Origin of the sequence: Shewanella sp. 4t3-1-2LB, assembly GCF_017368415.1 — a bacterium.
Classification (GTDB): Bacteria; Pseudomonadota; Gammaproteobacteria; order Enterobacterales; family Shewanellaceae; genus Shewanella; species Shewanella fodinae.
This window is the reverse complement of the sequence record NZ_JAFNJD010000012.1, coordinates 17947-42373: the sequence shown is the minus strand read 5'-3', so window position 1 is coordinate 42373 and position 24427 is coordinate 17947. Positions and strand designations below refer to the sequence as shown.

20 protein-coding genes and 1 pseudogene are annotated in these 24427 nt (G+C 50.7%); 8 read left to right on the top strand and 13 right to left on the bottom strand.

The window, feature by feature from the left end; genetic code table 11:
• Positions 1-4: 4 nt before the first annotated feature.
• The gene (locus tag J3L11_RS06500) at positions 5-1384 is read left to right on the top strand and encodes a lactate utilization protein B (RefSeq protein WP_207570529.1); all 1380 of its coding nucleotides are present in this window, start codon (positions 5-7) and stop codon (positions 1382-1384) included.
• Between the two features lies 1 nt (position 1385).
• Positions 1386-1955, top strand: a complete 570-nt coding sequence (locus tag J3L11_RS06495; RefSeq protein WP_133039239.1) for an LUD domain-containing protein — start codon at positions 1386-1388, stop codon at positions 1953-1955.
• A 133-nt stretch (positions 1956-2088) separates the two neighbouring features.
• Here J3L11_RS06495 and J3L11_RS06490 read toward each other — a convergent pair whose 3' ends face one another.
• The 9 genes from J3L11_RS06490 to glyA all read right to left on the bottom strand — a co-directional run bounded on the left by J3L11_RS06490 (position 2089) and on the right by glyA (position 9467).
• Positions 2089-2580, bottom strand: coding sequence for a phosphatidylglycerophosphatase A (locus J3L11_RS06490; RefSeq protein ID WP_133039240.1), 492 nt, complete (start codon positions 2578-2580; stop codon positions 2089-2091).
• Positions 2577-3536, bottom strand: coding sequence for a thiamine-phosphate kinase (thiL, locus tag J3L11_RS06485; RefSeq protein ID WP_207570528.1), 960 nt, complete (start codon positions 3534-3536; stop codon positions 2577-2579). Before thiL ends, J3L11_RS06490 begins: the two co-directional genes overlap by 4 nt.
• Positions 3537-3616: 80 nt before the next feature.
• Positions 3617-4024 (bottom strand): transcription antitermination factor NusB, encoded by a 408-nt coding sequence (gene nusB, locus J3L11_RS06480; RefSeq protein WP_133039242.1) that lies wholly within the window; start codon positions 4022-4024, stop codon positions 3617-3619.
• Between the two features lie 11 nt (positions 4025-4035).
• The gene (gene ribE / locus J3L11_RS06475) at positions 4036-4512 is read right to left on the bottom strand and encodes a 6,7-dimethyl-8-ribityllumazine synthase (protein ID WP_133039243.1); all 477 of its coding nucleotides are present in this window, start codon (positions 4510-4512) and stop codon (positions 4036-4038) included.
• Between the two features lie 103 nt (positions 4513-4615).
• Entirely contained in the window at positions 4616-5734 is a 1119-nt protein-coding gene (ribBA, locus tag J3L11_RS06470) for a bifunctional 3,4-dihydroxy-2-butanone-4-phosphate synthase/GTP cyclohydrolase II (RefSeq protein ID WP_207570527.1), read from the bottom strand.
• A gap of 135 nt (positions 5735-5869) precedes the next feature.
• Positions 5870-6526, bottom strand: coding sequence for a riboflavin synthase (locus J3L11_RS06465; RefSeq protein ID WP_207570526.1), 657 nt, complete (start codon positions 6524-6526; stop codon positions 5870-5872).
• Between the two features lie 2 nt (positions 6527-6528).
• Positions 6529-7653, bottom strand: coding sequence for a bifunctional diaminohydroxyphosphoribosylaminopyrimidine deaminase/5-amino-6-(5-phosphoribosylamino)uracil reductase RibD (ribD, locus tag J3L11_RS06460; RefSeq protein WP_133039246.1), 1125 nt, complete (start codon positions 7651-7653; stop codon positions 6529-6531).
• 2 nt (positions 7654-7655) lie between these two features.
• A complete protein-coding gene (gene nrdR / locus J3L11_RS06455; protein ID WP_133039304.1) occupies positions 7656-8108 on the bottom strand; it encodes a transcriptional regulator NrdR in 453 nt (150 codons plus the stop codon).
• A 105-nt stretch (positions 8109-8213) separates the two neighbouring features.
• Positions 8214-9467 (bottom strand): serine hydroxymethyltransferase, encoded by a 1254-nt coding sequence (gene glyA, locus J3L11_RS06450; RefSeq protein ID WP_207570525.1) that lies wholly within the window; start codon positions 9465-9467, stop codon positions 8214-8216.
• Between the two features lie 83 nt (positions 9468-9550).
• Between glyA and J3L11_RS19520 the strand changes: the two genes are divergently transcribed.
• Positions 9551-9673 (top strand): hypothetical protein, encoded by a 123-nt coding sequence (locus J3L11_RS19520; protein WP_278250717.1) that lies wholly within the window; start codon positions 9551-9553, stop codon positions 9671-9673.
• Positions 9674-10069: 396 nt separating this feature from the next.
• Here J3L11_RS19520 and J3L11_RS06445 read toward each other — a convergent pair whose 3' ends face one another.
• Both J3L11_RS06445 and J3L11_RS06440 read right to left on the bottom strand, forming a co-directional pair.
• Entirely contained in the window at positions 10070-12517 is a 2448-nt protein-coding gene (locus J3L11_RS06445) for a PepSY domain-containing protein (protein ID WP_207570524.1), read from the bottom strand.
• 125 nt (positions 12518-12642) lie between these two features.
• The gene (locus J3L11_RS06440; RefSeq protein WP_207570523.1) at positions 12643-14571 is read right to left on the bottom strand and encodes a methyl-accepting chemotaxis protein; all 1929 of its coding nucleotides are present in this window, start codon (positions 14569-14571) and stop codon (positions 12643-12645) included.
• Between the two features lie 307 nt (positions 14572-14878).
• Here J3L11_RS06440 and J3L11_RS06435 point away from each other — a divergent pair, with 307 nt between their 5' ends.
• The 4 genes from J3L11_RS06435 to J3L11_RS06420 all read left to right on the top strand — a co-directional run bounded on the left by J3L11_RS06435 (position 14879) and on the right by J3L11_RS06420 (position 21661).
• Positions 14879-16147: an efflux RND transporter periplasmic adaptor subunit gene (locus J3L11_RS06435; RefSeq protein ID WP_189618727.1), complete on the top strand. Its 1269-nt coding sequence runs from the start codon at positions 14879-14881 to the stop codon at positions 16145-16147.
• 3 nt (positions 16148-16150) lie between these two features.
• Positions 16151-18094 carry a MacB family efflux pump subunit gene (locus J3L11_RS06430; RefSeq protein WP_207570522.1) on the top strand — a complete coding sequence of 648 codons (1944 nt, stop codon included), beginning with the start codon at positions 16151-16153 and terminating at the stop codon, positions 18092-18094.
• Between the two features lie 4 nt (positions 18095-18098).
• Complete coding sequence (locus tag J3L11_RS06425; RefSeq protein WP_133039253.1) at positions 18099-19487, top strand: efflux transporter outer membrane subunit; 1389 nt, start codon at positions 18099-18101, stop codon at positions 19485-19487.
• 275 nt (positions 19488-19762) lie between these two features.
• Positions 19763-21661: a methyl-accepting chemotaxis protein gene (locus J3L11_RS06420; RefSeq protein WP_133039254.1), complete on the top strand. Its 1899-nt coding sequence runs from the start codon at positions 19763-19765 to the stop codon at positions 21659-21661.
• Positions 21662-21684: 23 nt separating this feature from the next.
• On the opposite strand, the gene J3L11_RS06415 is transcribed toward J3L11_RS06420, so the two are convergent.
• A complete protein-coding gene (locus J3L11_RS06415; protein WP_347566503.1) occupies positions 21685-22173 on the bottom strand; it encodes a GGDEF domain-containing protein in 489 nt (162 codons plus the stop codon).
• A gap of 21 nt (positions 22174-22194) precedes the next feature.
• Positions 22195-22719, bottom strand: a pseudogene (locus J3L11_RS06410) (hypothetical protein); the annotation flags it as partial.
• A gap of 324 nt (positions 22720-23043) precedes the next feature.
• Between J3L11_RS06410 and J3L11_RS06405 the strand changes: the two are divergent.
• Complete coding sequence (locus J3L11_RS06405) at positions 23044-24108, top strand: GGDEF domain-containing protein (protein WP_133039257.1); 1065 nt, start codon at positions 23044-23046, stop codon at positions 24106-24108.
• The last annotated feature ends 319 nt before the right edge of the window (positions 24109-24427 follow it).

Genomic DNA, 24427 nt, shown 5'->3' with positions numbered 1-24427 from the left:
CGTGATGTCACAAGCACAAACCAGCGTTGGCCACGCCGAAAAGGCCGATATATTTTGCAAAGATGAAGCCCGTGTAGACTGGCACTCCAAAGCCCTGTGGTTATTGCGTCAGAAACGCGACCGTGCTGCAGCGGCCATCCCAGAATGGGAAGAGCTGCGGACACTTGGCTCCGAAATCAAACTGCATACCCTGACCCATCTGCCACAATATCTGGAGCAGTTTGAAGCCAATTGCCAGAAGAATGGCATTATTGTGCACTGGGCCAAAGACGGTCAGGAACACAACCGCATCGTCCATGAAATCCTCAGTAAACACCAGGTGAAAAAACTGGTGAAATCCAAGTCGATGCTGACTGAAGAGTGTCATCTCAATCCTTATCTGGAAAGTAAAGGGATTGAAGTCATCGATACCGACTTGGGTGAGCGTATTATCCAGCTCAACAAGCAGCCGCCATCACATATCGTGGTGCCCGCGATCCATCTGAAAAAAGAGGAAGTGGGTGAGCTGTTCCACAACAAAATCGGCACCGAAAAAGGTGCCAGTGACCCAACCTATCTGACCCGTTCGGCTCGAGCTCACTTGCGTGAGCACTTCCTAACAGCAGATGCGGGGATGACCGGGGTCAACATGGCAATTGCCGAAGACGGCGCCATCGTGGTTTGTACCAACGAAGGTAATGCTGACATGGGTTGCAATCTGCCAAAGTTGACCCTGCACTCCATGGGGATTGACAAACTGATCCCCAACAACGAAGCGGCATCAGTACTGTTACGTACCTTGGCACGCAACGCCATTGGTCAGTTGATCACCACTTACAGCAGTTTCTATAACGGGCCTAAACCCGGTGGCGAAATGCATGTGATCATCGTCGACAATGGTCGCAGTGAAATGCTGAAAGACAAACTCTTGGCTGAAAGCCTGAAATGTATCCGCTGTGGCGGCTGCATGAACACCTGCCCGGTTTATCGCCGCAGTGGTGGCTACAGCTATAACTATTTTATTCCTGGCCCTATCGGTATTGCCGTTGGTTCTAATCAAGACGACACCAACACTATTCCTTGGGCTTGTACCTTGTGTGGTTCCTGTACCTATGTCTGCCCGACAAAAGTACCACTACACAACATTATTGCCTACCAGCGGCGTCTAAAAGCCGAGGCTGGCAAGCTGCCTTATGGCAAAGCTGGCTATATGCCAATGGTCGGCAAAATGATGTCCAGCCCCACCCTGCTCAACTGTGCCATGAGTGTGGCGCGCTTCAGTCTGCGCTATCTGCCGGGGAGCCTGCTCAAGCCTTTCGCCGGAGCATGGGGTAAATACCGTGAATTGCCAAAAGCGCCCGCCTCCAGTTTTGAGGCATGGTACAAAAAGAACAGGAGCAAATAACATGTCCAGTAAAGCCGAAATACTGGCAGCGCTTAAATCAGTGGCTCTGCCTGAACATCCGATGCCCAAAGTTGAGATTGCCCCCCGTCTGGATGATCTCATCGGTCAGTATGAAGCCGGTCTTAAGGCCTGTGGCGGCACGCTCATTAGAGACAATGCGTTAGCTGCGCTGCAAAGCCAAGTCGATGCGCTGATTGCCGAAGGTAAACAGGTAATCTCCAGAGTGGATGCCGTCACCGGTAACCGTGAGGTGCCAAGCGATCCCCATGAGCTGAAAGATATCAACTATGCGGTGATCCCAGGGCAATTGGGTGTTGCAGAGAATGGTTCCATCTGGGTAACAGAAGATCTTGCGGGGATCCGCATTGCCCCGTTCATCTGTGAAAACCTGATGCTGGTACTGAAAGCCGAAGATATCGTCGCCAACATGCACCAAGCGTTGGCAAAAATCAGTCTGGATAATACCGGTTTTGGCGTGTTCATTGCTGGTCCATCAAAAACCGCCGACATTGAACAAGCCCTGGTCATTGGTGCCCACGGTGCCTGTACCTTGAACGTGTATCTGGTTTAACAGCCAAACCTGTCAAGAAAGCCGCAGCAATGCGGCTTTTTGCTAACTGCAGCTAGGAAATTCTGATACCTACAGCGGTTAACATGTCATAGAGAATTACGGCAACAGTCACCAAAGGGACTAACCCTTATTTTCAGAAGCACAACACAAGCAGCTGTAATACCAGACAAGCAACTACACCAGCGAGAATATCATCGGCCATAACGCCAAGACCGCCTTTTACGTTTCTATCCAACCAGCGGATCGGCCAGGGTTTGACGATGTCGAAAAAGCGGAACAGCACAAAACCGACTAACGGCCACTGCCAGCCGACAGGAGCCGCCAGCATGGTCAATAGATAACCTGCGACTTCATCCCAGACAATCGCCTTGTGGTCATGCACACCGAGATCACGACAGGTTTTGTCGCAGATATAAATCCCTGCGACACAAACAATAAGGGTGACAATGACATAGGTCGATAATGGCAACAAGCTAAGCAACAGATACAAGGGCACGGCAGCCAAGGTACCAAAAGTGCCAGGAGCGATGGCCGCCAGACCACTGCCAAAACCCAGTGCCAGAAAATGGATAGGGTTGCGCAGACTAAGCGCTGCCAGTGTCTTGTCTTTAGAAAAAAAACTCATTGGAAATGCTCGAACCCACGTTGCGTTGGTACAAACTCTTCACCCTTAAACTGCAATTTGAGTTTGTTAATTGGCTGGATCTGACCTATTTGGGTAAAACGTACCCCGGCATGACTCAACGCTGTATCCAAAGCTCCCCGCTGGGCTTCTGGCACAGTAAACAGCAGCTCATAGTCTTCACCGCCACACAACGCATAATTAAGTGCCGTTTCCAGCGTCACGCTATCACGCATTGCTGGTGATAACGGTAATTTCTCCACATCGATCACCGCCCCGACACCGGATGCCTTCAGTACATGACGGATATCGGAATTAAGCCCGTCAGAAAGATCAATGGCGCTGGACGCCAGGCCACGTAGCGATTGCCCAGCTAACACTCGTGGTGACGGATGGTAGTGCCGATTAATCAGAAATTCGCGGTGCTCATTACTAGTGCTTTGCCTGCCCTGTAGAATATCCAGCCCCAAAGCAGAATCACCCAAAGTCCCGGTGACATAGATCCAGTCGCCGGGTTTAGCGCCTTTACGGGTCAGTGCTTTACCTTCCGGCACCTGCCCATGTACGGTAATGGTGATGGATTTCGGGCCTCGAGTAGTATCACCACCTACCAGCGAAATCATATAGTAATCAGCCGCTTCAAATAAGCCTGCAGCAAAGCCCTGCAACCACACATCATCGGCGCTTGGCATGGTAAGCGCGAGTGTCATCCAAGCGGGTTCTGCACCCATCGCCGCCAGATCTGACAGATTGACCGCTAGCGCTTTATAGCCCAACGCCTGCGGTGGCATTTGTGGTAAAAAGTGTACATTTTCCACCAGCGTATCAGTGGAGATCGCCAGCAGTTTATTTTCTGCTGGTTTTACCAGCGCACAATCGTCACCGATGCCTAGTTTCACATCTTTGCGATGCTGACTCTGGCCGGTAAAGTAATGTTCTATCAGTTGGAATTCTTTCATTGTTACTCTGGCCGTCGCCGACCTCCCGTCTGGCAATGAAAAAAACGGTACCCGAAGATACCGTTTATCGAGTCCCGCAATTACTTGCTATTAACTAGCTTATCCAGAATACCGTTAACGAACTTATGGCTGTCTTCCGCACCAAAGGTCTTCGCCAGTTCGATGGCTTCGTTAATCACTACTTTGAACGGGGTATCCTTGCGGTACTTCAGTTCAAACGCAGCCAGTCGCAAAATCGCTTTTTCGATCGGATCAACTTCATCCAACGGACGCTGTTCCAGATAAGGCGTCACCAGCTTATCCAACTCAGCCTGTTTGCCAGCTGTACCAACAAATAACTCGCGAAAATAGGGCACATCAACCCCATCAATGTTCTGCTCGGTCAGAAACTCGTGTTCAACGTCTGCAATATTGTTCCCGCTCAACTGCCATGAGTACATGGCCTGTACCGCTAAACGGCGGGCTCTGCGGCGCTCAGAAGGTTTCATGCTATTTCCCGTTACAGATGTTGCTCAAGCTGTTGCAGCACGTTGATCATTTCCAGCAAACTCAGCGCAGCTTCTCCGCCTTTGTTCCCAACTTTGACGCCAGCACGGTCAATCGCTTGTTCGATGGTGTCAGTGGTCAACACGCCGAAAGAGACCGGCACGTCAAATTCCAGAGCTACATGCGCCAGACCTTTGTTGCATTCACCGGCAACAAAGTCAAAATGTGGTGTACCACCCCGGATCACCGCACCCAGTGCAATAATGCCATCAAACTTACCGCTGGCAGCAACACGACGCGCGGTCAACGGCAACTCATAAGCACCAGGAACTCGCACCACAGTGATGTTGTCTTCGTTCACCTGACCAAAACGTTTCAGTGTATCCAGTGCCCCTTCCAACAGGCTGTCCACGATAAAGCTGTTAAAGCGGGACACTACAATTGCCACTTTGGCATTTTTTGCTTCGATATTACCTTGAACCACGTTCATGTCGTTACCTAACTAAACTAAAGAGCACCCAGCTAAGGGCAAAAATTGGCGCTATGATAGCATGCAATCCCCACCTGCGCCGCTGAGATTTACGAAATATCGTTTAATTACCGTCGGTGTCGTCCGGAATATATTCCGTTACTTCCAGTCCAAAACCACCCAAAGAGTGATAACGCTTCACTGAACTCAGTAAACGCATGCGTTTAACGCCAAGGGTTGCCAAGATCTGAGAACCGACCCCGACCCGTTGTGAGGTTTTTTTGAGGCGTGGAGGCAGCAGTTGTTCACCTTTGTCTTCGGCCTCAAAGGCTTTCACCTTGGCAATAATATCGGCCATCGGTTCCTGATTGCCTAGCAGCAACATCACGCCGCCCTCTTTGCCAATCAGCGACATCGCCTTATCCAGCGGCCAACTGCGAGCCTCATCGCGTTCGGAATACAGCAGGTCATGGAAGGTATTTTGCAGATGTACCCGCACCAGCAGGTTATCCTGGATGTCGCCACGCACCATCGCATAGTGGAGTTGGTTATCAATGGTGTCGCGGAAAGCGTGCAGTTCAAACTCACCAAAACGGGTGGGCAACTGGCATTTACCTTCTAGGATCACGGTGGTTTCGGTGTTGTTGCGGTATTCAATCAAATCCGCAATGGTGCCGACTTTAATGCCATGCGTCTGAGCAAACACCTCTAACTGAGGCCGCCGAGCCATAGTGCCATCTTCATTAAGCACTTCCACAATCACCGCGGCAGGTTCTAATCCTGCCAGACGCGCTAAGTCACATCCGGCTTCGGTATGACCCGCGCGCACTAATACACCACCATCTTGCGCCATCAACGGGAAGATATGACCTGGCTGCACTACATCTGAAGGTTTGGCATGTTTGGCAACCGCTTTTTGCACAGTTACGGCACGGTCATGAGCACTGATGCCAGTGGTAACGCCTTCGGCTGCTTCAATGGAAACGGTAAAGTTGGTGGCAAAAGGGGCACCATTATCGCGAACCATCAAAGGCAGATGCAACTGCTGACAGCGTGCCTTGGTCAAGGTCAGGCAGATAAGCCCTCGGCCATAGCGGGCCATAAAATTAATGGCTTCCGGGGTGATCTTCTCAGCGGCAATGATAATGTCACCTTCGTTTTCCCGGTCTTCATCATCCATCAGGATCACCATTTTGCCCTGACGAATATCTTCGACGATCTCTTCAATACTGTGTAACGCCATGATACAACCCCATGTACAAACTTCAGGTTACATTCCGAAAAGCCATGCACGGCACGGCTTTGCGGTAATTAAGTGTGATGAATTCTAACCGGTATTCGGCCAAGCTCCAGTGCATAACCAGAAAAATGCGACTTGCTAGCGGATAAATCCGGCTCTGGCGAGTTGCGCTAACGAAACGCCCGCTGTCGATTGCACGGTTGCAGTCTGTTGCATCAACCGCTCCAGATAGCGCGCAATCTGATCCACTTCCAGATTCACGCTATCGCCGACTTTCAATAGTGGCAATGTAGTTTCGCCAGACGTGTGCGGCACGATGGTCAGCCGGAAACGCTCACCGTTAACTTCATTAACCGTCAGACTAACGCCATCAATGGCAATTGAACCTTTGTGAGCAATATAACGCGCCAACGCCTGTGGCGCCTCCAGCCAGTATTCAGTAGCCTGACCGCGAGCAGTCACTTCCACTACCCGCGCCTGTCCATCCACATGCCCACTGACCAGATGTCCGCCTAAGCGGGTGCTGGGGGTCACCGCTTTTTCCAGATTTACCACCTGGCCGACCTGGTAATGATTGAAGCCAGTGAGGCTAACAGTTTCCGCCGAAATATCGGCAACATAGCCGTCGGTTAAACGTTCCACCACGGTCAAACACACGCCATTGGTGGCAATACTGTCACCTAACTGCACATCGCTTAAATCCAACTTGCCGCTGGCTACGGTCAAACGAATATCATCACCACGACGTTCGATACGCCGAAGATGCCCGACAGCTTCAATGATCCCGGTAAACATGATTAGTACCCTATTTTCAGCGTCAGACGATTATCAACGCCGACTTTCCGTTGTTCAATTAATTGTAAGGCTGGGATTTGCGACAACTGTTGGTATGGCGGCAACTGCAACAGATTACGGCCTGCCGCCCCAAGTATTTTGGGCGCTTGATACAGGATGAGTTGATCAGCCAAGCCACAACTCACAAAAGCACCAGACAAGGTTGCGCCTGCTTCGACGAGTACCGAATTGCAGCTTTTACCCAGATATTGCAACAATGCAGCTAAGTCCACACGGCCATCGATACCGGGGAGCTGCACACACTGCACATGTGCTGGTAGCGCCTCGCAAAATTCCGCAGGATATGGCTGGCAGCTGACCAGCAGCACCGCGCCAGATAACTGCAGTAGACGGGCATTGAGCGGCATCCGACACGCGCTATCCAGCACCACGCGCAAGGGCTGTATAAGCTCATCTTCGCCAAGTTGCTGCTGTAAATATCCCAACTCCTGGTAACGCACGTTCATTGACGGATCATCCGCCAATACTGTCTCAATCCCGGTAATAACGGCGCAGTTTAATGCCCGCAGCCGCTGCACATCCTGCCGGGCTGCCGGGCCGGTAATCCACTTTGACTCACCGTTAGCCAAGGCAGTTTTACCATCAAGACTTGCCGCCAACTTCAGCGTGACATAAGGACGACCGCGTTCCATTCGTGACAAAAATCCTGGATTCAGCTGTCTAGCTTCATCCGCCATCAGACCACTGACGACTTCTATACCGGCATCTTGCAGCATGAAAATTCCACGCCCAGCGACTTGCGGGTTGGGATCGGTCATGGCAATCACCACCCGTTGCAGACCATGTTCAATTAAGCCTTTGGCACAGGGCGGCGTACGTCCGTAATGGCTGCAAGGTTCCAGCGTGACATAGGCGGTGGCTCCTCGGGCTTTATCACCTGCCATGCGCCAAGCGTGCACTTCGGCATGCGGACCACCCGCACGTTGGTGCCAGCCTTCACCGACAATTGCACCGTGACTATCAATGATAACGCAGCCAACATTGGGATTGGGGCGCGTGGTATAGCGGCCACGGCGTGCCAACATAATGGCACGGCTCATCATGGCAATATCAGTAGTTGACCACATGATTACTTCTTCTGCAGACTAGCGATAGCTTCGCCGAACTCCGAGACATCCTCAAACGCGCGATACACAGACGCAAAACGGATATAAGCGACTTTATCTAGTTCAATCAGTTGATCCATCATCAGGTTACCAATCATCTCGGAGGTCACTTCGCGCTCACCCGTAGCGCGCAATGCTGATTTAATCTTGTTGATAGCCTCTTCGATTTTATCGATGGACACCGGGCGCTTTTCGGCCGCACGTAACATGCCGCCCCGCAGTTTGTCTTCATCAAACGGTTGGCGGGAACCATCGCGTTTGATGACACGAGGCATGACTAACTCTGCACTTTCAAAGGTGGTGAAACGTTCGTGGCATAGGGTGCACTCGCGCCGACGGCGAACCTGATGACCATCAGCCACTAACCTTGAATCAATCACTTTGGTATCGGTCGCACTGCAAAATGGACAATGCATCATGCCTCCTGCGCAAGTCAACGGGACCGTTTTTTAACGGAACATAAACAAAAATGGCCGCTGAATGCAGCGGCCATGCCAGTTTAATCGATCTCCCTGAAAAGGTTAACCGTAAACAGGGAAGCGGGCGCACAGTTCCAGCACTTTGGCTTTCACTGTGTCGATAACAGTTTCATCACTGGCGTTGTCCAGCACATCACAGATCCAGCCAGTCAACTGCTTGGCTTCTGCTTCTTTGAAACCACGGCGAGTAATGGCGGGAGTACCAATGCGGATACCGGAAGTCACGAAAGGTGAACGTGGGTCATTAGGCACAGAGTTTTTGTTAACGGTGATATTGGCACGACCAAGGGCTGCATCGGCTTCTTTACCGGTCAGTTCACGACCGATGAGATCCACCAGCATCAGATGGTTGTCAGTGCCACCAGACACGATCTTGTAGCCACGTTCCAGGAACACTTCTACCATCGCCTTGGCGTTGGTCACGACCTGCTGCTGATAAGCTTTGAATTCAGGTTCCAACGCTTCTTTGAAGGCCACCGCTTTACCGGCAATCACGTGCATCAGAGGGCCACCCTGGCATCCTGGGAATACCGCGGAGTTAAGTTTCTTATACAGATCTTCATCATCGGCAGCAGACAGGATCAAACCACCGCGCGGCCCCGCCAATGTTTTGTGGGTAGTAGTAGTCACCACGTGTGCGTGTGGGATTGGGCTTGGGTAAACACCCGCGGCCACCAGACCAGCAACGTGTGCCATATCCACAAACAGGAATGCACTGACTTTATCGGCAATTTCACGCAATTTGGCCCAGTCAACGATACCAGAATAAGCCGAGAAACCACCGATGATCATCTTAGGTTTATGTTCTAAGGCTAACGTTTCCAGTTCGGCGTAATCAATCTTGCCCTGTGCATCCACACCGTAAGGGATAATGTTGAACAGCTTGCCAGAAAAGTTAACCGGAGAACCATGTGTCAGATGACCGCCGTGGGCCAGATTCATCCCCAATACGGTGTCGCCAGGCTGCAACAGCGCCATATAAACGGCATAGTTAGCCTGCGAACCTGAATGCGGCTGCACATTGGCGTAAGTGGCATCAAACAGCTGTTTAGCGCGATCAATCGCGAGGTTTTCTACTACATCCACATACTCACAACCACCATAGTAACGCTTGGCGGGGTAGCCTTCGGCATACTTGTTGGTCAACTGCGAGCCTTGGGCCTGCATGACCCGCGGACTGGTGTAGTTTTCAGAAGCAATCAGCTCAATGTGTTGTTCCTGACGACGGTTCTCATCTTCAATAGCCTGGAACAGCTCCGCATCATAATCGGCGATGTTCATACTCTTCTTCAGCATTGGTTACTCCAGCTGGACAGTCTTATCGGTAGGGTTGCGCGTATTCTACTCTGCTCTGCATCACAATCCCAGCGCAGAGGGTGATGAAAATCCTTCTGCTGGAAGATGACAGTGTTTCACTTTGCGAACAGCAACAGTCGTTTTTTAACGCGTCAGCCAATGGCTTGCAATACCCTAACAGCAATGCCTGTATCAGGAAACCCTGAGATACCGTTTAAAGATAAACATCAGATATGAAAGCGTTATTATCACCATTGTTGCTACTGACACTGCTTACCGGCTGCGCCAGTTATGTGGCCAATCGGATAGCTGAGCCGAAACGCCCCCCGCGGTGATAGCAGCACCCCAGGCATTTTATCGTGCGATGAAACTGCAACTGCATGACGACCGCCAATCTCCCTGTATTCGAGGTGATTTCGCGTAGCTGACCAGCGCAATTACATAGTCTGCAAATGCAACAATATCAGCAACAAGGCAATCACATAGCCGTGCTAAAACCGGGTAAGCAAAAACAACAGTTAATGGATTTATGGCTCAGAACAGTGCTGCACGGTGGGTGCCAACAGCCACCGTGCAGTAATGCCGTTAGCAACTGAGATATTTCAATAGAGATCGCGGTGATAACGGCCTTGCTGCTGCAACCGCAATAGTTGCGGCTCACCCAGCAGTTGCACCAGTGTTTGTTGTACCCCGGCACCAACCCCTGCTATGGCACCACAAACATAAAGATGAGCCCCCGCCGCCAAATAGCGCTGCAACCTGTCTTCCTCTGCCAATAAACACTGCTGTATATATCGTCCATTAGGCCGTGACCAGGCAAAGTCCAGATGGGTCAGCAGCCCTTCCGCCCTAAATGCCTGTAATTCAGCACCATAGTAGTTATCCTGTTCGGCGTAACGCTCACCAAATAGCAACCATACTGGTGTTTTAAAACCTTGTTTACGCCGCTGCGCTAAAAAGCCTAAATAAGGCGCGAGTCCGGTACCTGCGCCCAGTAATATCAAAGGCACATCGGCCGGAGGTAAATGAAAATTACTATGAGGTTTCAAGCGTACCTGCCACTCACTGCCAACGGGTGCTGTCGCCAGCGCTCCAGACGCACGGCCATCAATACCATCAGCATTGCGCACATGTCGCACCATCAGCTGTAACGGATTTTCGATACTGGCAATCGAATAACTGCGGGCCCCCAGTGGTGTTGCCGCATTGACATATGCCTGGGGAGTTAACTCGCGCTTAGTCACCGTCACCACTGGGGCTTCTAGATATTGTGCCTGAGCCTGCCATAACGGCATAACCCCAGCGTGGGTACTGACCATAACATCGCCGTCCAGCCCTTGCTGTTGCAGATAATCGCGACTCTGGGATTCTGACCATACCGGTAAAACCTCCAGAATATCGCCCGCCTGCCAGTTACCTTGCAGTGCTAATTGCACCTGGTGCACGGGCCTGTCGCTGCCGGGATTGAGACAGCGATTTTGTAGCAGCGTAGCAGATTGCCAGCTATCTGCAGCCAATGACGCATGCTCCAACTTTAGCGTCTGGGCCAACGCATCACTCCAATGCTGCAACGCTTGCTCTGCACCACGGTCCACTTCCTGAAGCGGCAACAGAGTACCGGCTCCGAGTTCACTGAAACGCCGTGCTAACCAGTGGCCAAACGCACAGAACTGCTGATATTGGCGGTCCCCAAAGGCCAGCACCGCGACGTTGACATGGTTGAGTTTCACGGCAGCGGCCGCTAACTGCTGTTGGAACAGCAAGGCACTGTCAGGCGCTTGCCCTTCGCCATAAGTGGCGGCCAAAAGCAGCACCTGACGATAGGCAGCGAACTCCTGAGGTTGCATATTTGCCATAGCACGCAGATGTACACCCTGTCCTTGCTGTTCTAACCAGAGCTTAAGTCGCTGACCGTACGCTGCCGCAGTACCACTCTGGCTGGCATAGGCGATCAGGGTCGACGCCGTGCCACTGGCCTGTTCTTTAGGACGCGCCCGCCGATTAAAAAACAGCCAGATACCGGTAATTGCAAAAGAGCCGAAAGCTAACCCTGACAAAGACCAAATCACCCGCCCCGGCAGCCCAAAATAACTGCCGGTATGGAAGGCATACATGTTAGCTAACAGGTAATCGCCACCACGGAGATCGGCATAACGTTGCTGCTGTAACAGATGACCAGCCGCATCAAATGTCAGCGCAGAATACGCTCTGGAATGAGGTGCATCCGGCTCCAGATAACGCACCCGCACTTCGCCATTGGCTTCACGGGGCAGATACCAACGGGCATAACGGCCATCAGGTTTGACGGTCAAAAAGCTGCGCCAGACCGCATCGGCATCGGCGCTTATGTTCGCATCGGCCTTGATAGTTGGTGGTTCCGGTGAGCCCAGCATCTGCTTGAGGCCGCTACGGTACCAATCAAAAGCAAACCACGGCCCCGTCACTGCCATGATAAAGATAGGAATAAACAGCCAAGTGCCTAAGAGCGCGTGAAATTGCCACAGCGCTAGGCGACCTTTGCTACCACGTTTCCACCACAGCCAGTCCTTGATACTGCTGAGCCGATCCGGCGCTCGCCGGATAAAGCCGGCAATTAACAGAATAATTGCCATCAATGCCGCAGTGCCTGTAATCACACTGCCGATAGAATTGGGCAGCAGCAACCAACGATGTAATGCCATAACATCGGCAAAAAATTCACTGATAGCCGGGCGTGCCCCAAGGATTTCGCCAGTATAAGGATTAAAAATGCGCCATTCCCGCTGTTTACTTTGGCGATCCTGATAAAGTGCCCGCCCTGGACGTTGCACCTGCGGCTCCAGATAAATACGTTGCAGTGTTTTACCCGGTAATTGCAGCTTTGGGGCAAGCACTGGCATAGGTAACAACTGCCCAGCGGCTATTTCCGGCCCGGGCAAAATAGCGGTGATATCATCCTCTAGCGCTAATAACCCCCCGGTTGCTCCCACAATCAGCAACACTAGCGCACTGGCAAGCCCCAGCCACTGATGAATGCGAAAACTAATCCGCTGACGCCAACTTCCTGACATAATTTATATGAGAATGATTTTCATTAATGTATATAATACCGATAAAACAATGGCTGGCAACCCCGCGCATTGTCAATTAAGGCGAAAGAGAATGGCAGGAAATAATTAACAACGGATTAAGCGATTCAATAACGGAATTGTTGTACCTGCTCCCCCTGAGCTTGTACTAGCTGTTCCAGATGCTGGCTGGCACTGACAAAACCACTGATCCCCTGATAATTGTCTTCGGTGATTGCGGCAATTTGTTGCAGGTTCTCGGCGATATGTTCAGTGGTACTTTGCTGCTCCGTGGCCGCGCTAGCAATCTGTTCGCTATTGCGGCTGACCGTAACAATCAACTGCCGAATATCGTCCATACAGGCTTCTGCTTTGGCGCTTTGTTGTAAATCAGTATCCATTTGCTGCTGACATTGCTGCATCAACTTTACCGTGCTTTGCGCGCCTAATTGCAGTTGCTCGATAATGCTCTTGATAGTATTCGCTGATTCTGCCGTTTGCTGGGCAAGCGTCCGTACTTCAGTGGCAACCACTGCAAAACCGCGCCCATGATCTCCGGCTCTGGCCGCTTCAATAGCGGCGTTCAGCGCCAGCAAATTAGTCTGCTCCGCCACCCCGCGGATAACATCCAACACGCCCCCTATCTGCTGTGAAGAGTGATCCACACTTTGCAGTGATACCGCCGCCTGTTGCAACTGTGCCGCCAGCTTGCGACTACCGGTAATCGTTTCCCGCACCTGCTCACGACCAACATGCACCGCCTGTTCCATCGTCAGGACACTTTCCAGCGATGCCGCTGCAGCTTGTGCGACCTCTTGAACCGCCGAGCCCATCTGCCCCATGGCAACCGTAACCTGCATAGTTTGCTGCCGCTGCTGCTCCAACGACCGATGGGCATTGCCAGCCTGACGCCGATTCTCAGTGGCGACTTGCGCCAACTGCGCGGCCCCATGATTCAGCTGCGTCAACAACTGGCGGATATGTGCCAGCAACTGATTGGTACTGTCAGCCAGCAAACCAAACTCGTTGTGACTTTGGTAAGCGACATTGCGGGTCACATCGCCATCAACCGCGGCTCGTTGCACGGCTAGAAGTTCTGATAAAGGGCGTTTGATAGAGCGGTAAATATTGATGGACACCAATAACGCTAGGACTAATGACCCCCCGAGTAGCCCGATCGACAACCAGAACCCCAGATCTAGCGACCGATGGATCTTATCAGCTCCTTGCCCCACCCGATCATGAGCCACCTGATCAACCGTACCCAATACTGCGGTGGCGTAGTCAATACTGCCCCCGGTCAGTTCAGTCAGAGACGCCAATTCGGTAGTTGCCGCAATATATTGCTGCTGCGTTTGCAACATTTTGCTTAACAGCGCGGCTAAAGCTGCCGCTTGTGGATGGGTAGCCGTATCTCCCTGAGCCTGTTCTACTGCGTCAGTCGCCCGTGACAGCGCAAAATCATCTTCGGCCTCTAACAGTTGCAACATGGCACTTTGCCAATGGCCAATATCGATACCCTGCGCAGCAGTAGTAACCGCCGCTTCGCGCCATTGATGGCGCAACTCATCCAGCTGTGCGCGCGCCGTTAACTGCGCCAAATGTTGCTGTCCCAGCGCTTTGCCTTGGGCAAAGTAATCTTCATCCAAGCTATCCAGCGGTGAAATCAGCGATTGCAACTCTTCGCTATCGCCAGCGGTTTGCTTTAAACGTGCCAGAGCCTCAGCAAAATGTTGCTGCAACTCGGCAAAATTATTGATGGTGGTTATGGTTAAATGCTCATCCTGCAGACCCGGTACTGTTTTTAACTGGCGATCAGCATTGAGTAGCACTTGCGCCAGCGCATTAGCGTTCAGCACCAAAGGGGTAGTTTTATCGGTCATGGTCGCGACCTGATGTCGTACTTGGGCTGAGGCCAGCATATTGGTGACGCTGCCCATTAGCAGACACAACACCAGCAATAGCAACCCGAGCATGACTTTTTGGGTAAGCGACAATTTCATTCGCGCAAACAGTAATTGCAGCGGTTTTGACACATATGACAGCGGTCTGGCCATATACAACTGTTCTCCCGCAACCGGCACCCTGGACAATGGCGGAGTTTAAGACGTTTTGATGACACTCAGATGACAATGCCGACGCCAACCTGTTAGCAATTGGCAATCAAAAATATTTCAAAAAGTTAATATTTATAAGGAGATGTGTCTGTCGCAACGGTGTCATGGGGATTCGTACACATTTTTGAAGAAATTTACGCAATCCTTACACTTTTCCCATTTGCTGCGCCCACCATGTCGATATACTGCCGACATTACTAATTTTCGGCCTCACAAGTCCGACAGGCATCAGGGTAAAACTGCCAAAATGAAAAAGTCCTCCAAACGCAAATGGGTGTTCCTGGTGATCATCGCTCTGGTTGTGCTGGCTACGGTGCTGTTCTTTGCTATGCGTAAGGCACCAGCGCCAAGCTACGCGACCGAAGCGGTACACCGTGGCAACATTGAAAATACGGTGCTGGCCAACGGCATGTTGCAAGCCTACAAACTGGTGAGTGTGGGTGCGCAGGTATCCGGTCAGATCAAAAACCTGCCGGTAACCTTGGGGCAACAAATTAAAAAAGGCGAGCTGATTGCGCAGATCGACAGTCTGAATCAGCAAAATAGTCTGAAAGAGGCACAGGCATCGCTGAACAGCATTAATGCCCAATATGACGCCAAACAAGCGCAAATCCGCCAAGCACAGCTGGAGTATGACCGCCAGAAGGCCATGTTGGTGGATAACGCCAGTTCTCGCGCCGATTATGAAAGTGCCGAAGCCAACCTCACTGTATATAAAGCCGAGTTGAAACAGTTACAGGCACAGCGGCAACAGGCAGAGATCCAGGTAGACAGCGCCAAGGTCAATCTGGGCTATACCACCATTACCGCGCCATTAGACGGTACCGTGGTGTACACCGCCGTGGAAGTCGGCCAGACCGTCAACGCCAATCAGACCACACCAACCATCGTTGAGATTGCCCAGTTGGACACCATGACCATCAAGGCACAGATCTCTGAAGCCGACGTTGTGAACGTTCACCCAGGCCAAGAGGTGTATTTCACCATTCTAGGCAAACCGTACCATAAATACCGCGCCAAGTTGCGGGCTATCGAACCCGGGCCAACCTCTATGGATGGTAACGATAAGGACATGACCTCCAGTGATTCTGATGCAATCTATTTCAACGGTCTGTTTGATGTCGAAAATCCCGATCGGATATTGCGCATCGGCATGACGGCGCAAGTCTCTATTATTTTGAAGCAAGCCAAAGACGTGTTACTGGTTCCATCGCAGATCCTCGTCCAAAAGAGTGGTCGACCAGCGAAAATGGCGGCTAAACCTACTGCTTCTGCCTCGGCACAAGCGCCAAACGCAGGGGCTAAACGCCCGCGAATTAACAGTGAGGAACAGGCGCACTATCAAGTCCCTGTGCTGGTCAACGGGCAGGTAGAATATCGCGATGTCAAAGTCGGCATTAATAACAAAATCAATGCAGAAATCACCGAGGGCCTCAAGGAAGGTGAAGAAGTGATCATTGGCATGCCATCCTCAGGCAGTAACAATCGCTTTCGCCGCTCACCGATGGGATTCTAATTGATGAGTACAGCATTACTTGAAGTCGCCGGAGTCTACCGCTCGTTTCCCGCAGGCGACCAGCAACTGACGGTGCTACAAGATGTCAATCTCAGCATCGCGCGCGGTGAAATGGTGGCAATCGTTGGCGCCTCGGGTTCCGGCAAATCAACGCTGATGAATATTTTGGGTTGTCTGGATAAACCTAGCCAAGGCAAATATTTCATCAATGGCCAGGATACCTCGGCGATGGAAGCTGATGAACTGGCCGAACTACGCCGTGAACATTTCGGTTTTATCTTCCAGCGCTATCATCTCTTAGGCGATCTTACAGCGGTGGGCAATGTCGAAGTTCCGGCAGTTTATGCGGCCAAAGATCGACAGCAACGACGCGATCGCGCAGAACTGCTGCTCAGTCGTCTAGGTTTGGGAGACCGGCTGGATCACAAACCCAGTCAGCTCAGTGGCGGTCAGCAACAGCGAGTAAGCGTGGCCCGTGCATTGATGAACGGCGGCGATGTTATCCTAGCCGATGAGCCCACTGGCGCGCTCGACAGCCACAGCGGCGAAGAGATGATGAAACTGCTGCAAGAGCTACACCACGACGGCCATACCATCATCATCGTAACGCACGATATGCATGTAGCGCAGTACGCCGACCGCATCATTGAAATCAAAGATGGGGTGATTATTGCCGACCATCGCAAGCAACAGCGCCCAGACATTGCCGATGTAAAACCAGACACCAAGCCAAAACGTAGCTGGTTTGGCGGGTTGGATCGTTACGGCGAAGCGCTGAAAATGGCACTATTGGCAATGTCATCACATCGGCTGCGTACTTTTCTAACCATGCTGGGGATCATTATTGGCATTGCCTCAGTGGTGTCAGTTGTAGCTCTGGGGGAAGGATCGCGACAAGCAATTCTCAAAAACATCAGTTCAATGGGGACCAATACTATTGATATCCGCCCCGGCAGTGGTTTTGGTGACAGACGCGCTGGGCGTATTCGAACCCTGACGGCCAACGATGCACAATCGCTGAAAAATCTGCCATTTGTTGACAGCGTTACGCCGACCATCAGTACCAGCGTCACCATCCGTTATGGCAATCAGGCCGTGTCGGCTTCTGTTTCAGGTGTTGGCCCGGAATATTTCCGGGTACGGGGCTATGAACTGGCAGAAGGACAATACTTCGATGATGCTAGTGTCGATGCGCTGGCGCAGGAAGCGGTCATTGATTACAACACGGAAAAAGAACTGTTTCCTGATCACGATGCCCTCGGACAAGTGGTGTTTCTTGGTAAATTGCCGATACGGATTATCGGCGTCACCCAGAAAAAAGAGAGTGCTTTTGGCAATAATGATGCACTGACCATCTGGGTGCCCTATACCACGGTTGGCGGACGAATGGTGGGCCAACACTATCTTGGCGGCATCACGGTGCGTATTAACCAGTCTGCCCCCAGCAATGCCGCGGAACAAGGAATTATCACGCTACTAAAAATGCGCCACGGCACGCAGGACTTTTTCACCATTAATACCGATACCATCCGCCAGAGTATCGAGAAGACAACGGCGACCATGACCTTGCTGATCTCCGCTATTGCGGTGATTTCACTGGTTGTGGGGGGCATAGGGGTGATGAATATCATGCTGGTATCCGTCACAGAACGCACACGGGAAATTGGCGTTCGCATGGCCGTCGGTGCCCGCCAGGGAGATATTCTGCGACAATTTTTGATTGAAGCCGTGCTGGTGTGCTTATGTGGTGGCGTTCTGGGAATTGCCCTTTCATTCCTAATAGGTGCCGCGTTTTCTTCAGCCAGCACAGATTTCAAAATGATCTATTCCACCACGTCGATTGTGGCGGCCTTCGCCTGCTCTACCTTGATTGGCATCCTGTTCGGCTTTCTGCCGGCACGTAATGCTGCCCAGTTGGATCCGGTAGAAGCCTTGGCCCGGGAGTAATGCAATGAAACATAAAAACATATTTCGTATTTCAGCCATCGCGCTCAGCATCGGCGCACTCGGTGGTTGTGGGATGTTTACCCGCAGTAACTTTCAGGCTCCTGAGGTTATCATTCCCACCAGTTGGCAACAGACCAGTGTTAATCAGCAAGTCAGCCTCGATCCCTGGTGGCAAAAGTTCAATACCCCAGAACTCAACCAACTGATCACTGAGGTCTTAAACACCAACAACGACCTGGCATTGGCGACATTGACACTGCAAAAAGCACGATTACAGGCCGGTTTAACCCGTACCGACATGTGGCCGCAATTATCGGCAAACGGCTCTGCCAGCAAGAGTAAGCCATTAGACGGCGGTGACAGCAGTAGTAGCTACCAAGCCAACCTGTCAGTGAGCTACGAAGTGGATCTGTGGGGCAAAGTTTCTGCCGATGTGGATGCAGCCAGTTGGAATGCTATGGCCAGCGCTGAAGATCGGGAAAGTACCGCCCAGAGTCTGGTGGCAACAACCGCGTCACTATACTGGCAGATTGGTTATTTGAAACAACGCATTGCCCTCAGTCAAAACAGCATTGATTATGCCAAACAGACACTGCAACTAACGCAAAACCAATATGCCGCAGGTGCCGTTTCTAAGCTTAATGTCCTCGAAGCCCAACGTAACCTCGCGGGACAGGAGTCTAGCCATAGCGAACTACTGCAGCAGTTGACCGAAGCGCAGAATGCGATGGCAATACTGTTTAACCGACCACCAGAGCAACTACCGTTGCAGATAGCAAAACTGCCGGAGGGTGCCGTGCCGCAAATTGCGGCAGGTATACCTGCAGATTTACTGGTTCGTCGTCCGGATGTCAAAGCGGCGTTGTACTCATTGCGCGCAGCGCTTGCCAGTAAGGATGCCACCTTCGCCAGTTATTTTCCGAGTTTAAGTCTGACAGGCAGCGTCGGGGATTCATCTAATGAACTTAAAGAACTGCTACGCAACCCTATCGGCACACTTGGCGCCGAACTGACTTTGCCATTTTTGCAGTGGCAGCAGATGAAAATCAACAACAAGATTGCCGATGTTGATTATCAAACGGCGGTGGTGACTTACCGTAAAACCTTGTACCAAGCGTTTGAAGATGTAAACAACGCTATTTCAGCCAGACGCCAATATGCCTACCAAGGCGAGAAGTTGCAATTACAATACGATGCAGCAGCCGCAGCAGAAAAAATCTATGAAAGCCAATATCGCCACGGCGCCATCGCCGTACAGAACTGGCTGGACGCACAGGAGACTCGACGTAGCGCAGAAGAGTCGCTATTGCAGAACCATTACAACCAGCTAACCGCCCAAGCGACCCTGTATCAAGCGCTTGGCGGAAGCGAAGTGGCCCCCGAAAAAAACTAGGTGTAGCAATGAAAAACGGTGTGCAAACACCGTTTTTTACTTATAAGCCGTTACTCTTAGCCCCATAAAAATCTCATCCAACTCAACTCGACCATTAAGAGCATCTTTCGACTGTGCTAATAAGACAAACAGGCGCCCTTAACACAGGACTATTTAGCAATGATGAATTTAAAAAATGTAAAAGTAACTTTCAAAGTTTGTGAAGAAATATGAATTAAATATAATTAATCATTATAATGACGAATTATATTTATAATATCTGTGTGATGACGTATATGAAAATTACGCTTAAAACCCGCCTGTTAGGTGCCAGCCTGTCAGCCGTATTGATTGTATCTGTCATCCTCAGCGCATTATCTTTCAGCGCTATCCATCAGATGTCCCTGAGTTTGACAAAAAAACAAGTACAACAGACTGGCGAACTGTTCGCATCGAATATAAGCAGTTGGTTTGAAGGCAAGAAAAATGGCTTGCTGAGTTTACAGCGCGCGATAGAACGTCTGCCAGCCGATCAAGATCCGACATTCATGTTAGCTTTTGCCCAAAGTGCGCTTAACTACAGTTTATCTATGTATGGCAACGAACAAGGGGAAATGTATCGTCATGATCCGGCGCTATACGTGCCCGGGTTTGATCCTAGAGTCCGTGGTTGGTACAAAAAAACTAAAGCATCTGGACAGCTGACTATCGAACCCCCACACATGAGTTCCTCGCTCAAAAAAATAGTCGTCACCTTTTGTGCACCCGTCATGGATGATAACGGCAAGCTGAGAGGTGTGGTTGGCAGCAATATGACGCTAACCCAAATAACTGATAAAATTGGACAACTTAAAGTACCGGGCAATGGTTTTGCCACATTGATAGACAACCATGGCAATGTGCTCAGTTATCCCGATACAGCTTTTAATAACAAGTCATTGACTGACATTGATCCCATGTTCACCACCCAATGGCTACAACAGCTGACGGCGCAGGATTCATTGCATGAGGACAGTTTCAAGGGGCGGCAGAACTTGTTCTATCTCACTCAGGTTCCCGGCACCGACTGGTCTTTACTGTTTGTGATGGACAAGAACGTTATCACAGCACAGGCCAATCAGTTGACCGTCACCATGATAGCCACGGCGATAACGGCTTTATTACTTTTTGCCGTAGTGTTGATATTTATCTTCCGCAGTCAGTTCCGCGATCTGGAGAATGTCTCTCAAGCGCTGGAATCCATTTCCAACGGCGGAGGCGATCTGACTGTACGTATTCATACGCGCAATCAGCATGATGAAATCGGTCAGTTAGCGCAGGGATTCAACCGTTTTGTCGCCATGCTAGCGCAAATGGTTGGACGCCTAGAGACTATCGCCACTCGGCTGACGACCGAGGCCAGTGATACCCGCAAGGTTGCCGACAACAACAGCGCCGCCATCGCAACACAGCTTGATGATGTCACTATGGTGGCTACCGCGGTGACCGAAATGGCCTCTGCAACACAGGAGATCTCCGGTAACGCCGAAACGACAGCCCATACTGCCGAAGAAACCGTAGCTCTAACGGCCTCAGTCCAACAGCAGGCGGGCAAGTCACGTAATTCTATCCTCCAATTAGCCTCTGAAGTTGGTAACGCCAGTCAGATTATTGCCGAATTGGATCAGCATTCCCGCAAGATCAATAGTATCTTGCTGACTATCAGTGATATTGCAGAACAGACTAACCTGCTGGCATTGAATGCGGCGATTGAAGCCGCTCGCGCTGGCGATCAAGGTCGAGGATTTGCCGTAGTTGCGGACGAGGTACGGGTGTTATCCCAACGCACACATGCCTCCACTCAAGAGATCCAAACCATGATCACCACATTGCAGCAGATCGCCAGCAACGCGGTCACCACCATGAACAAGAGTCAGCAGATGACAGAAGTATCGGTAACCGATGTCGAAGCGGCCAATGTCAGCCTGCAACAGATCAGCGCGGCCATCAATCAGATTTCGGATATGGCTCGGCAGATTGCAACCGCGGCGGAAGAACAAACATCCGTTACGGCCGAAATAAACCGCAATACCGAGTCTATCCGCGAAGTGTCAGGCGGTCTGTCAGCGGAAGTGGAACAATCGGCCCGACAGGCACAAACCTTAGAGTCTTTGGCAAAGCAACTAGCGACCGAAGTGGGGCAGTTCCGCATTTGAAAACGTTTATCTGAACAGTTTTCTCACGCCACGACTGTATTACGACCGTCTTTTTTTGCTTGATACAATCGGCGATCTGCTTGGCGATAGAGGCTGGCAAAGGTACTGCCATCTTCCGGCCACACGGCGATACCGATGCTAACGGTAAAAGAGATCTTTTGGTCGTTGTACTGTCCAGGATGTTGTTCAATATCCTGCCGTAAGCGTTCTGCAACTTGTTGTAATAGTTGTTGATTTGACCGAACAACCAGTAAACAAAACTCTTCACCGCCGACACGGAATGCCCAGTCATCATGACGACTGTGAACTTTCATCAGGCTAGCGAGGTGTGTCAGCATCAGATCGCCAGCATCATGGCCGTATCTATCGTTGATAGTTTTGAAATGATCAACGTCCAACAGCAGCAGACCAAACTGCTCTTCGCTACGCCGATGCGTGACTAAACAGTGCTCAAATACTGCTGTCAATTGCCGTCGGTTATAGAGTCCGGTCAACGGGTCCACCGATGCCAGCTTCTGCAGTTGTTGAACGACATAACTACGTTTGTATTCATAAACATGGCTAACAGCCCAAATTGTCAGGTAACTGAATAGTGCGTTATTAGTCAGAGACACATTAAACTGCTGCAATTGTGTCGCCTGGGTATACAGCATCTGCAGCATGGCCCCAATGCCAAACAGCAACTACAGCCAACTGCCCCAGTGCAACCCTAATAACAGTAATGACAGCGGCGGCATAACAAGGATCCAGTAATAACTGCCAGCGCTGAGTGCTCGTATCTGCATGCTATAGACCACCACCACAAATACCAGTATCAGTAACGCTGTAGTCCATAACTTCAGCTTGGGTGTCCGCTTCAACTTATATAAAAAAACACTACAAAACAGTACGATCCCTAACTCCAGCCAGGCAACGACTACAGATCCGTGATGCAGGTTAGAGAGACAAAGGATGAGGCCAAGCGCGGCAATGATCCACAGAACGATGCGCAAAATTGCCCGACGATTATCATCTTCCTGTTCAGGAGATTGTTGAAAATAAACATCATGTTGTAGCATCGACATGGTGATAGACCCTTCACAGGAACGGTAGCGACCTAATAATTATGAAACAGGCCACAAACCTTAACTGTAAACTCCCTGTAAAACCATAAAAAATTCTCATTCAATGCCGCATCTCGTGGCTGACGGTTGTTTTTCGGCACAGGCTATGCATAGATGCCTAACAAACCGTTTATTTATCCGCAAGATTTTAATTATTGATACAACTCATCATATCAGTGAGCGAATCATGGAAATCTACTGTTAAGCAAGGTATTTTGTCCGCCAGTAAATATCCGATTTAGCGGCTTACTGTCGTGGACAGAGGTCGAAGGTGATTGAATGCCACCGCGTTCATTTATGCGTTCCCCAGCGATTATGCGTTCCCCAGCAATGTGGGAAGATGAAATGGCATATCGCCGTACATTGCTGCGTATCATTCTGTGGGTGATAGCACTGGTGGCTTTCGCTTTGTCACTGAGTAATCTGCACCACGATGTGAAAACAGTCTCTGTGATGGAGTCCTGCATTGCACTGTATTGCTTAGTGTTTCTATTACGGGTGCAACAGACACCTTATCTGCTCTGCTGGACCTCCGGCCTGATGCTGATCATCGGCAGTGTCATCATTTATGGTATGTATAGCAAAGGGCTCTATACCGATGGTTTTTACTGGCTGCTGCTGATGCCCCCCGCCAATTTGCTACTGCTGGGACTGCTTCTAGGCGGCGTGTTCACGCTCTGCTTTGGGATACTGGGCGTTGCTGTAATGGTATGGGCACAACCAGCACTCGATGGCAGTCTGGATATAGCGCTGTTAATCAATGCCAGCGTCAGTTATCTATTCCTGTGGGGAATGAGCCATATTTTCGAATTAAAACGCAGCCAGATGGTGCGTCAATTACGGGAAATGGCAGCGCGAGACCCCATGACCGGATTACACAATCGTCTGCATCTGGAGAACATATTTGCTCAGATCGCGGCATTGCATGCCAAAGAGAGCACCCCATTTACCCTGTTGCTGCTAGATATTGATCACTTTAAACACATCAATGATGAAAACGGCCATGAGGCAGGCGATATGGTGTTGCGCCAACTCAGTCAATGCATGACACACCATACCCGTGAAAGCGACTGGCTGTTCCGCGTTGGCGGTGAGGAATTCTGCATCCTATTACCTAAAACCCCTAAAGCCAAAGCCATAGAACTGGCAGAACGGCTGCGCACCGATGTCGAGCAACTGCATCCCATGTTCCATCAACACCCGATTCATTTCACTGTGAGCATCGGTTTAGCACAATGGCCTGTCGATGGCGGTGATTTTGACGGGTTGTATCGTCAAGCAGATATGCATCTCTATGAAGCCAAGCGCCAAGGCCGCAACCAAATTGTGACTGGCCGCGGTTAATTCCGCGCTGATCAGCGTGAATGTCGATTCACTTAGCTGGCTGCGCTGGCGTCTATCACCAAGACTCGCCTAACTTATACCATCCAGCCCGCCAATGCGGGCCAAAGTCGTTGCCAATGCGGCCAAAGTCGTTAGATCCCGTTTAACATTTCTGCGCACACAACTCATAAAAATACAATTAAATCAAAATATTAATTTTATTTTAGCAAACGCAATATTTCCGTCAGATTAACATCCGTTAATTTCTGGAACTTGCATGAAAATTTCGGAGTCTTGCAGAGAGGACCTCATAAAGGTCAACAACAACATTAACAAAGAT

Excerpts from the sequence above, each read along its gene's own strand:
- J3L11_RS06490 (WP_133039240.1), bottom strand. The coding sequence starts at position 2,580 with ATGAGTTTTTTTTCTAAAGACAAGACACTGGCAGCGCTTAGTCTGCGC.
- J3L11_RS06445 (WP_207570524.1), bottom strand. The coding sequence starts at position 12,517 with ATGTCAGGAAGTTGGCGTCAGCGGATTAGTTTTCGCATTCATCAGTGG.
- J3L11_RS06440 (WP_207570523.1), bottom strand. The coding sequence starts at position 14,571 with ATGGCCAGACCGCTGTCATATGTGTCAAAACCGCTGCAATTACTGTTT.
- nrdR (WP_133039304.1), bottom strand. The coding sequence starts at position 8,108 with ATGCATTGTCCATTTTGCAGTGCGACCGATACCAAAGTGATTGATTCA.
- J3L11_RS06465 (WP_207570526.1), bottom strand. The coding sequence starts at position 6,526 with ATGTTTACCGGGATCATTGAAGCTGTCGGGCATCTTCGGCGTATCGAA.
- thiL (WP_207570528.1), bottom strand. The coding sequence starts at position 3,536 with ATGAAAGAATTCCAACTGATAGAACATTACTTTACCGGCCAGAGTCAG.
- glyA (WP_207570525.1), bottom strand. The coding sequence starts at position 9,467 with ATGCTGAAGAAGAGTATGAACATCGCCGATTATGATGCGGAGCTGTTC.
- nusB (WP_133039242.1), bottom strand. The coding sequence starts at position 4,024 with ATGAAACCTTCTGAGCGCCGCAGAGCCCGCCGTTTAGCGGTACAGGCC.
- J3L11_RS06430 (WP_207570522.1), top strand. The coding sequence starts at position 16,151 with ATGAGTACAGCATTACTTGAAGTCGCCGGAGTCTACCGCTCGTTTCCC.
- J3L11_RS19520 (WP_278250717.1), top strand. The coding sequence starts at position 9,551 with ATGAAAATCCTTCTGCTGGAAGATGACAGTGTTTCACTTTGCGAACAG.
- J3L11_RS06420 (WP_133039254.1), top strand. The coding sequence starts at position 19,763 with ATGAAAATTACGCTTAAAACCCGCCTGTTAGGTGCCAGCCTGTCAGCC.
- J3L11_RS06500 (WP_207570529.1), top strand. The coding sequence starts at position 5 with ATGTCACAAGCACAAACCAGCGTTGGCCACGCCGAAAAGGCCGATATA.
- J3L11_RS06405 (WP_133039257.1), top strand. The coding sequence starts at position 23,044 with ATGCCACCGCGTTCATTTATGCGTTCCCCAGCGATTATGCGTTCCCCA.
- J3L11_RS06425 (WP_133039253.1), top strand. The coding sequence starts at position 18,099 with ATGAAACATAAAAACATATTTCGTATTTCAGCCATCGCGCTCAGCATC.
- ribBA (WP_207570527.1), bottom strand. The coding sequence starts at position 5,734 with ATGGCGTTACACAGTATTGAAGAGATCGTCGAAGATATTCGTCAGGGC.
- J3L11_RS06495 (WP_133039239.1), top strand. The coding sequence starts at position 1,386 with ATGTCCAGTAAAGCCGAAATACTGGCAGCGCTTAAATCAGTGGCTCTG.
- ribD (WP_133039246.1), bottom strand. The coding sequence starts at position 7,653 with ATGTGGTCAACTACTGATATTGCCATGATGAGCCGTGCCATTATGTTG.
- ribE (WP_133039243.1), bottom strand. The coding sequence starts at position 4,512 with ATGAACGTGGTTCAAGGTAATATCGAAGCAAAAAATGCCAAAGTGGCA.
- J3L11_RS06435 (WP_189618727.1), top strand. The coding sequence starts at position 14,879 with ATGAAAAAGTCCTCCAAACGCAAATGGGTGTTCCTGGTGATCATCGCT.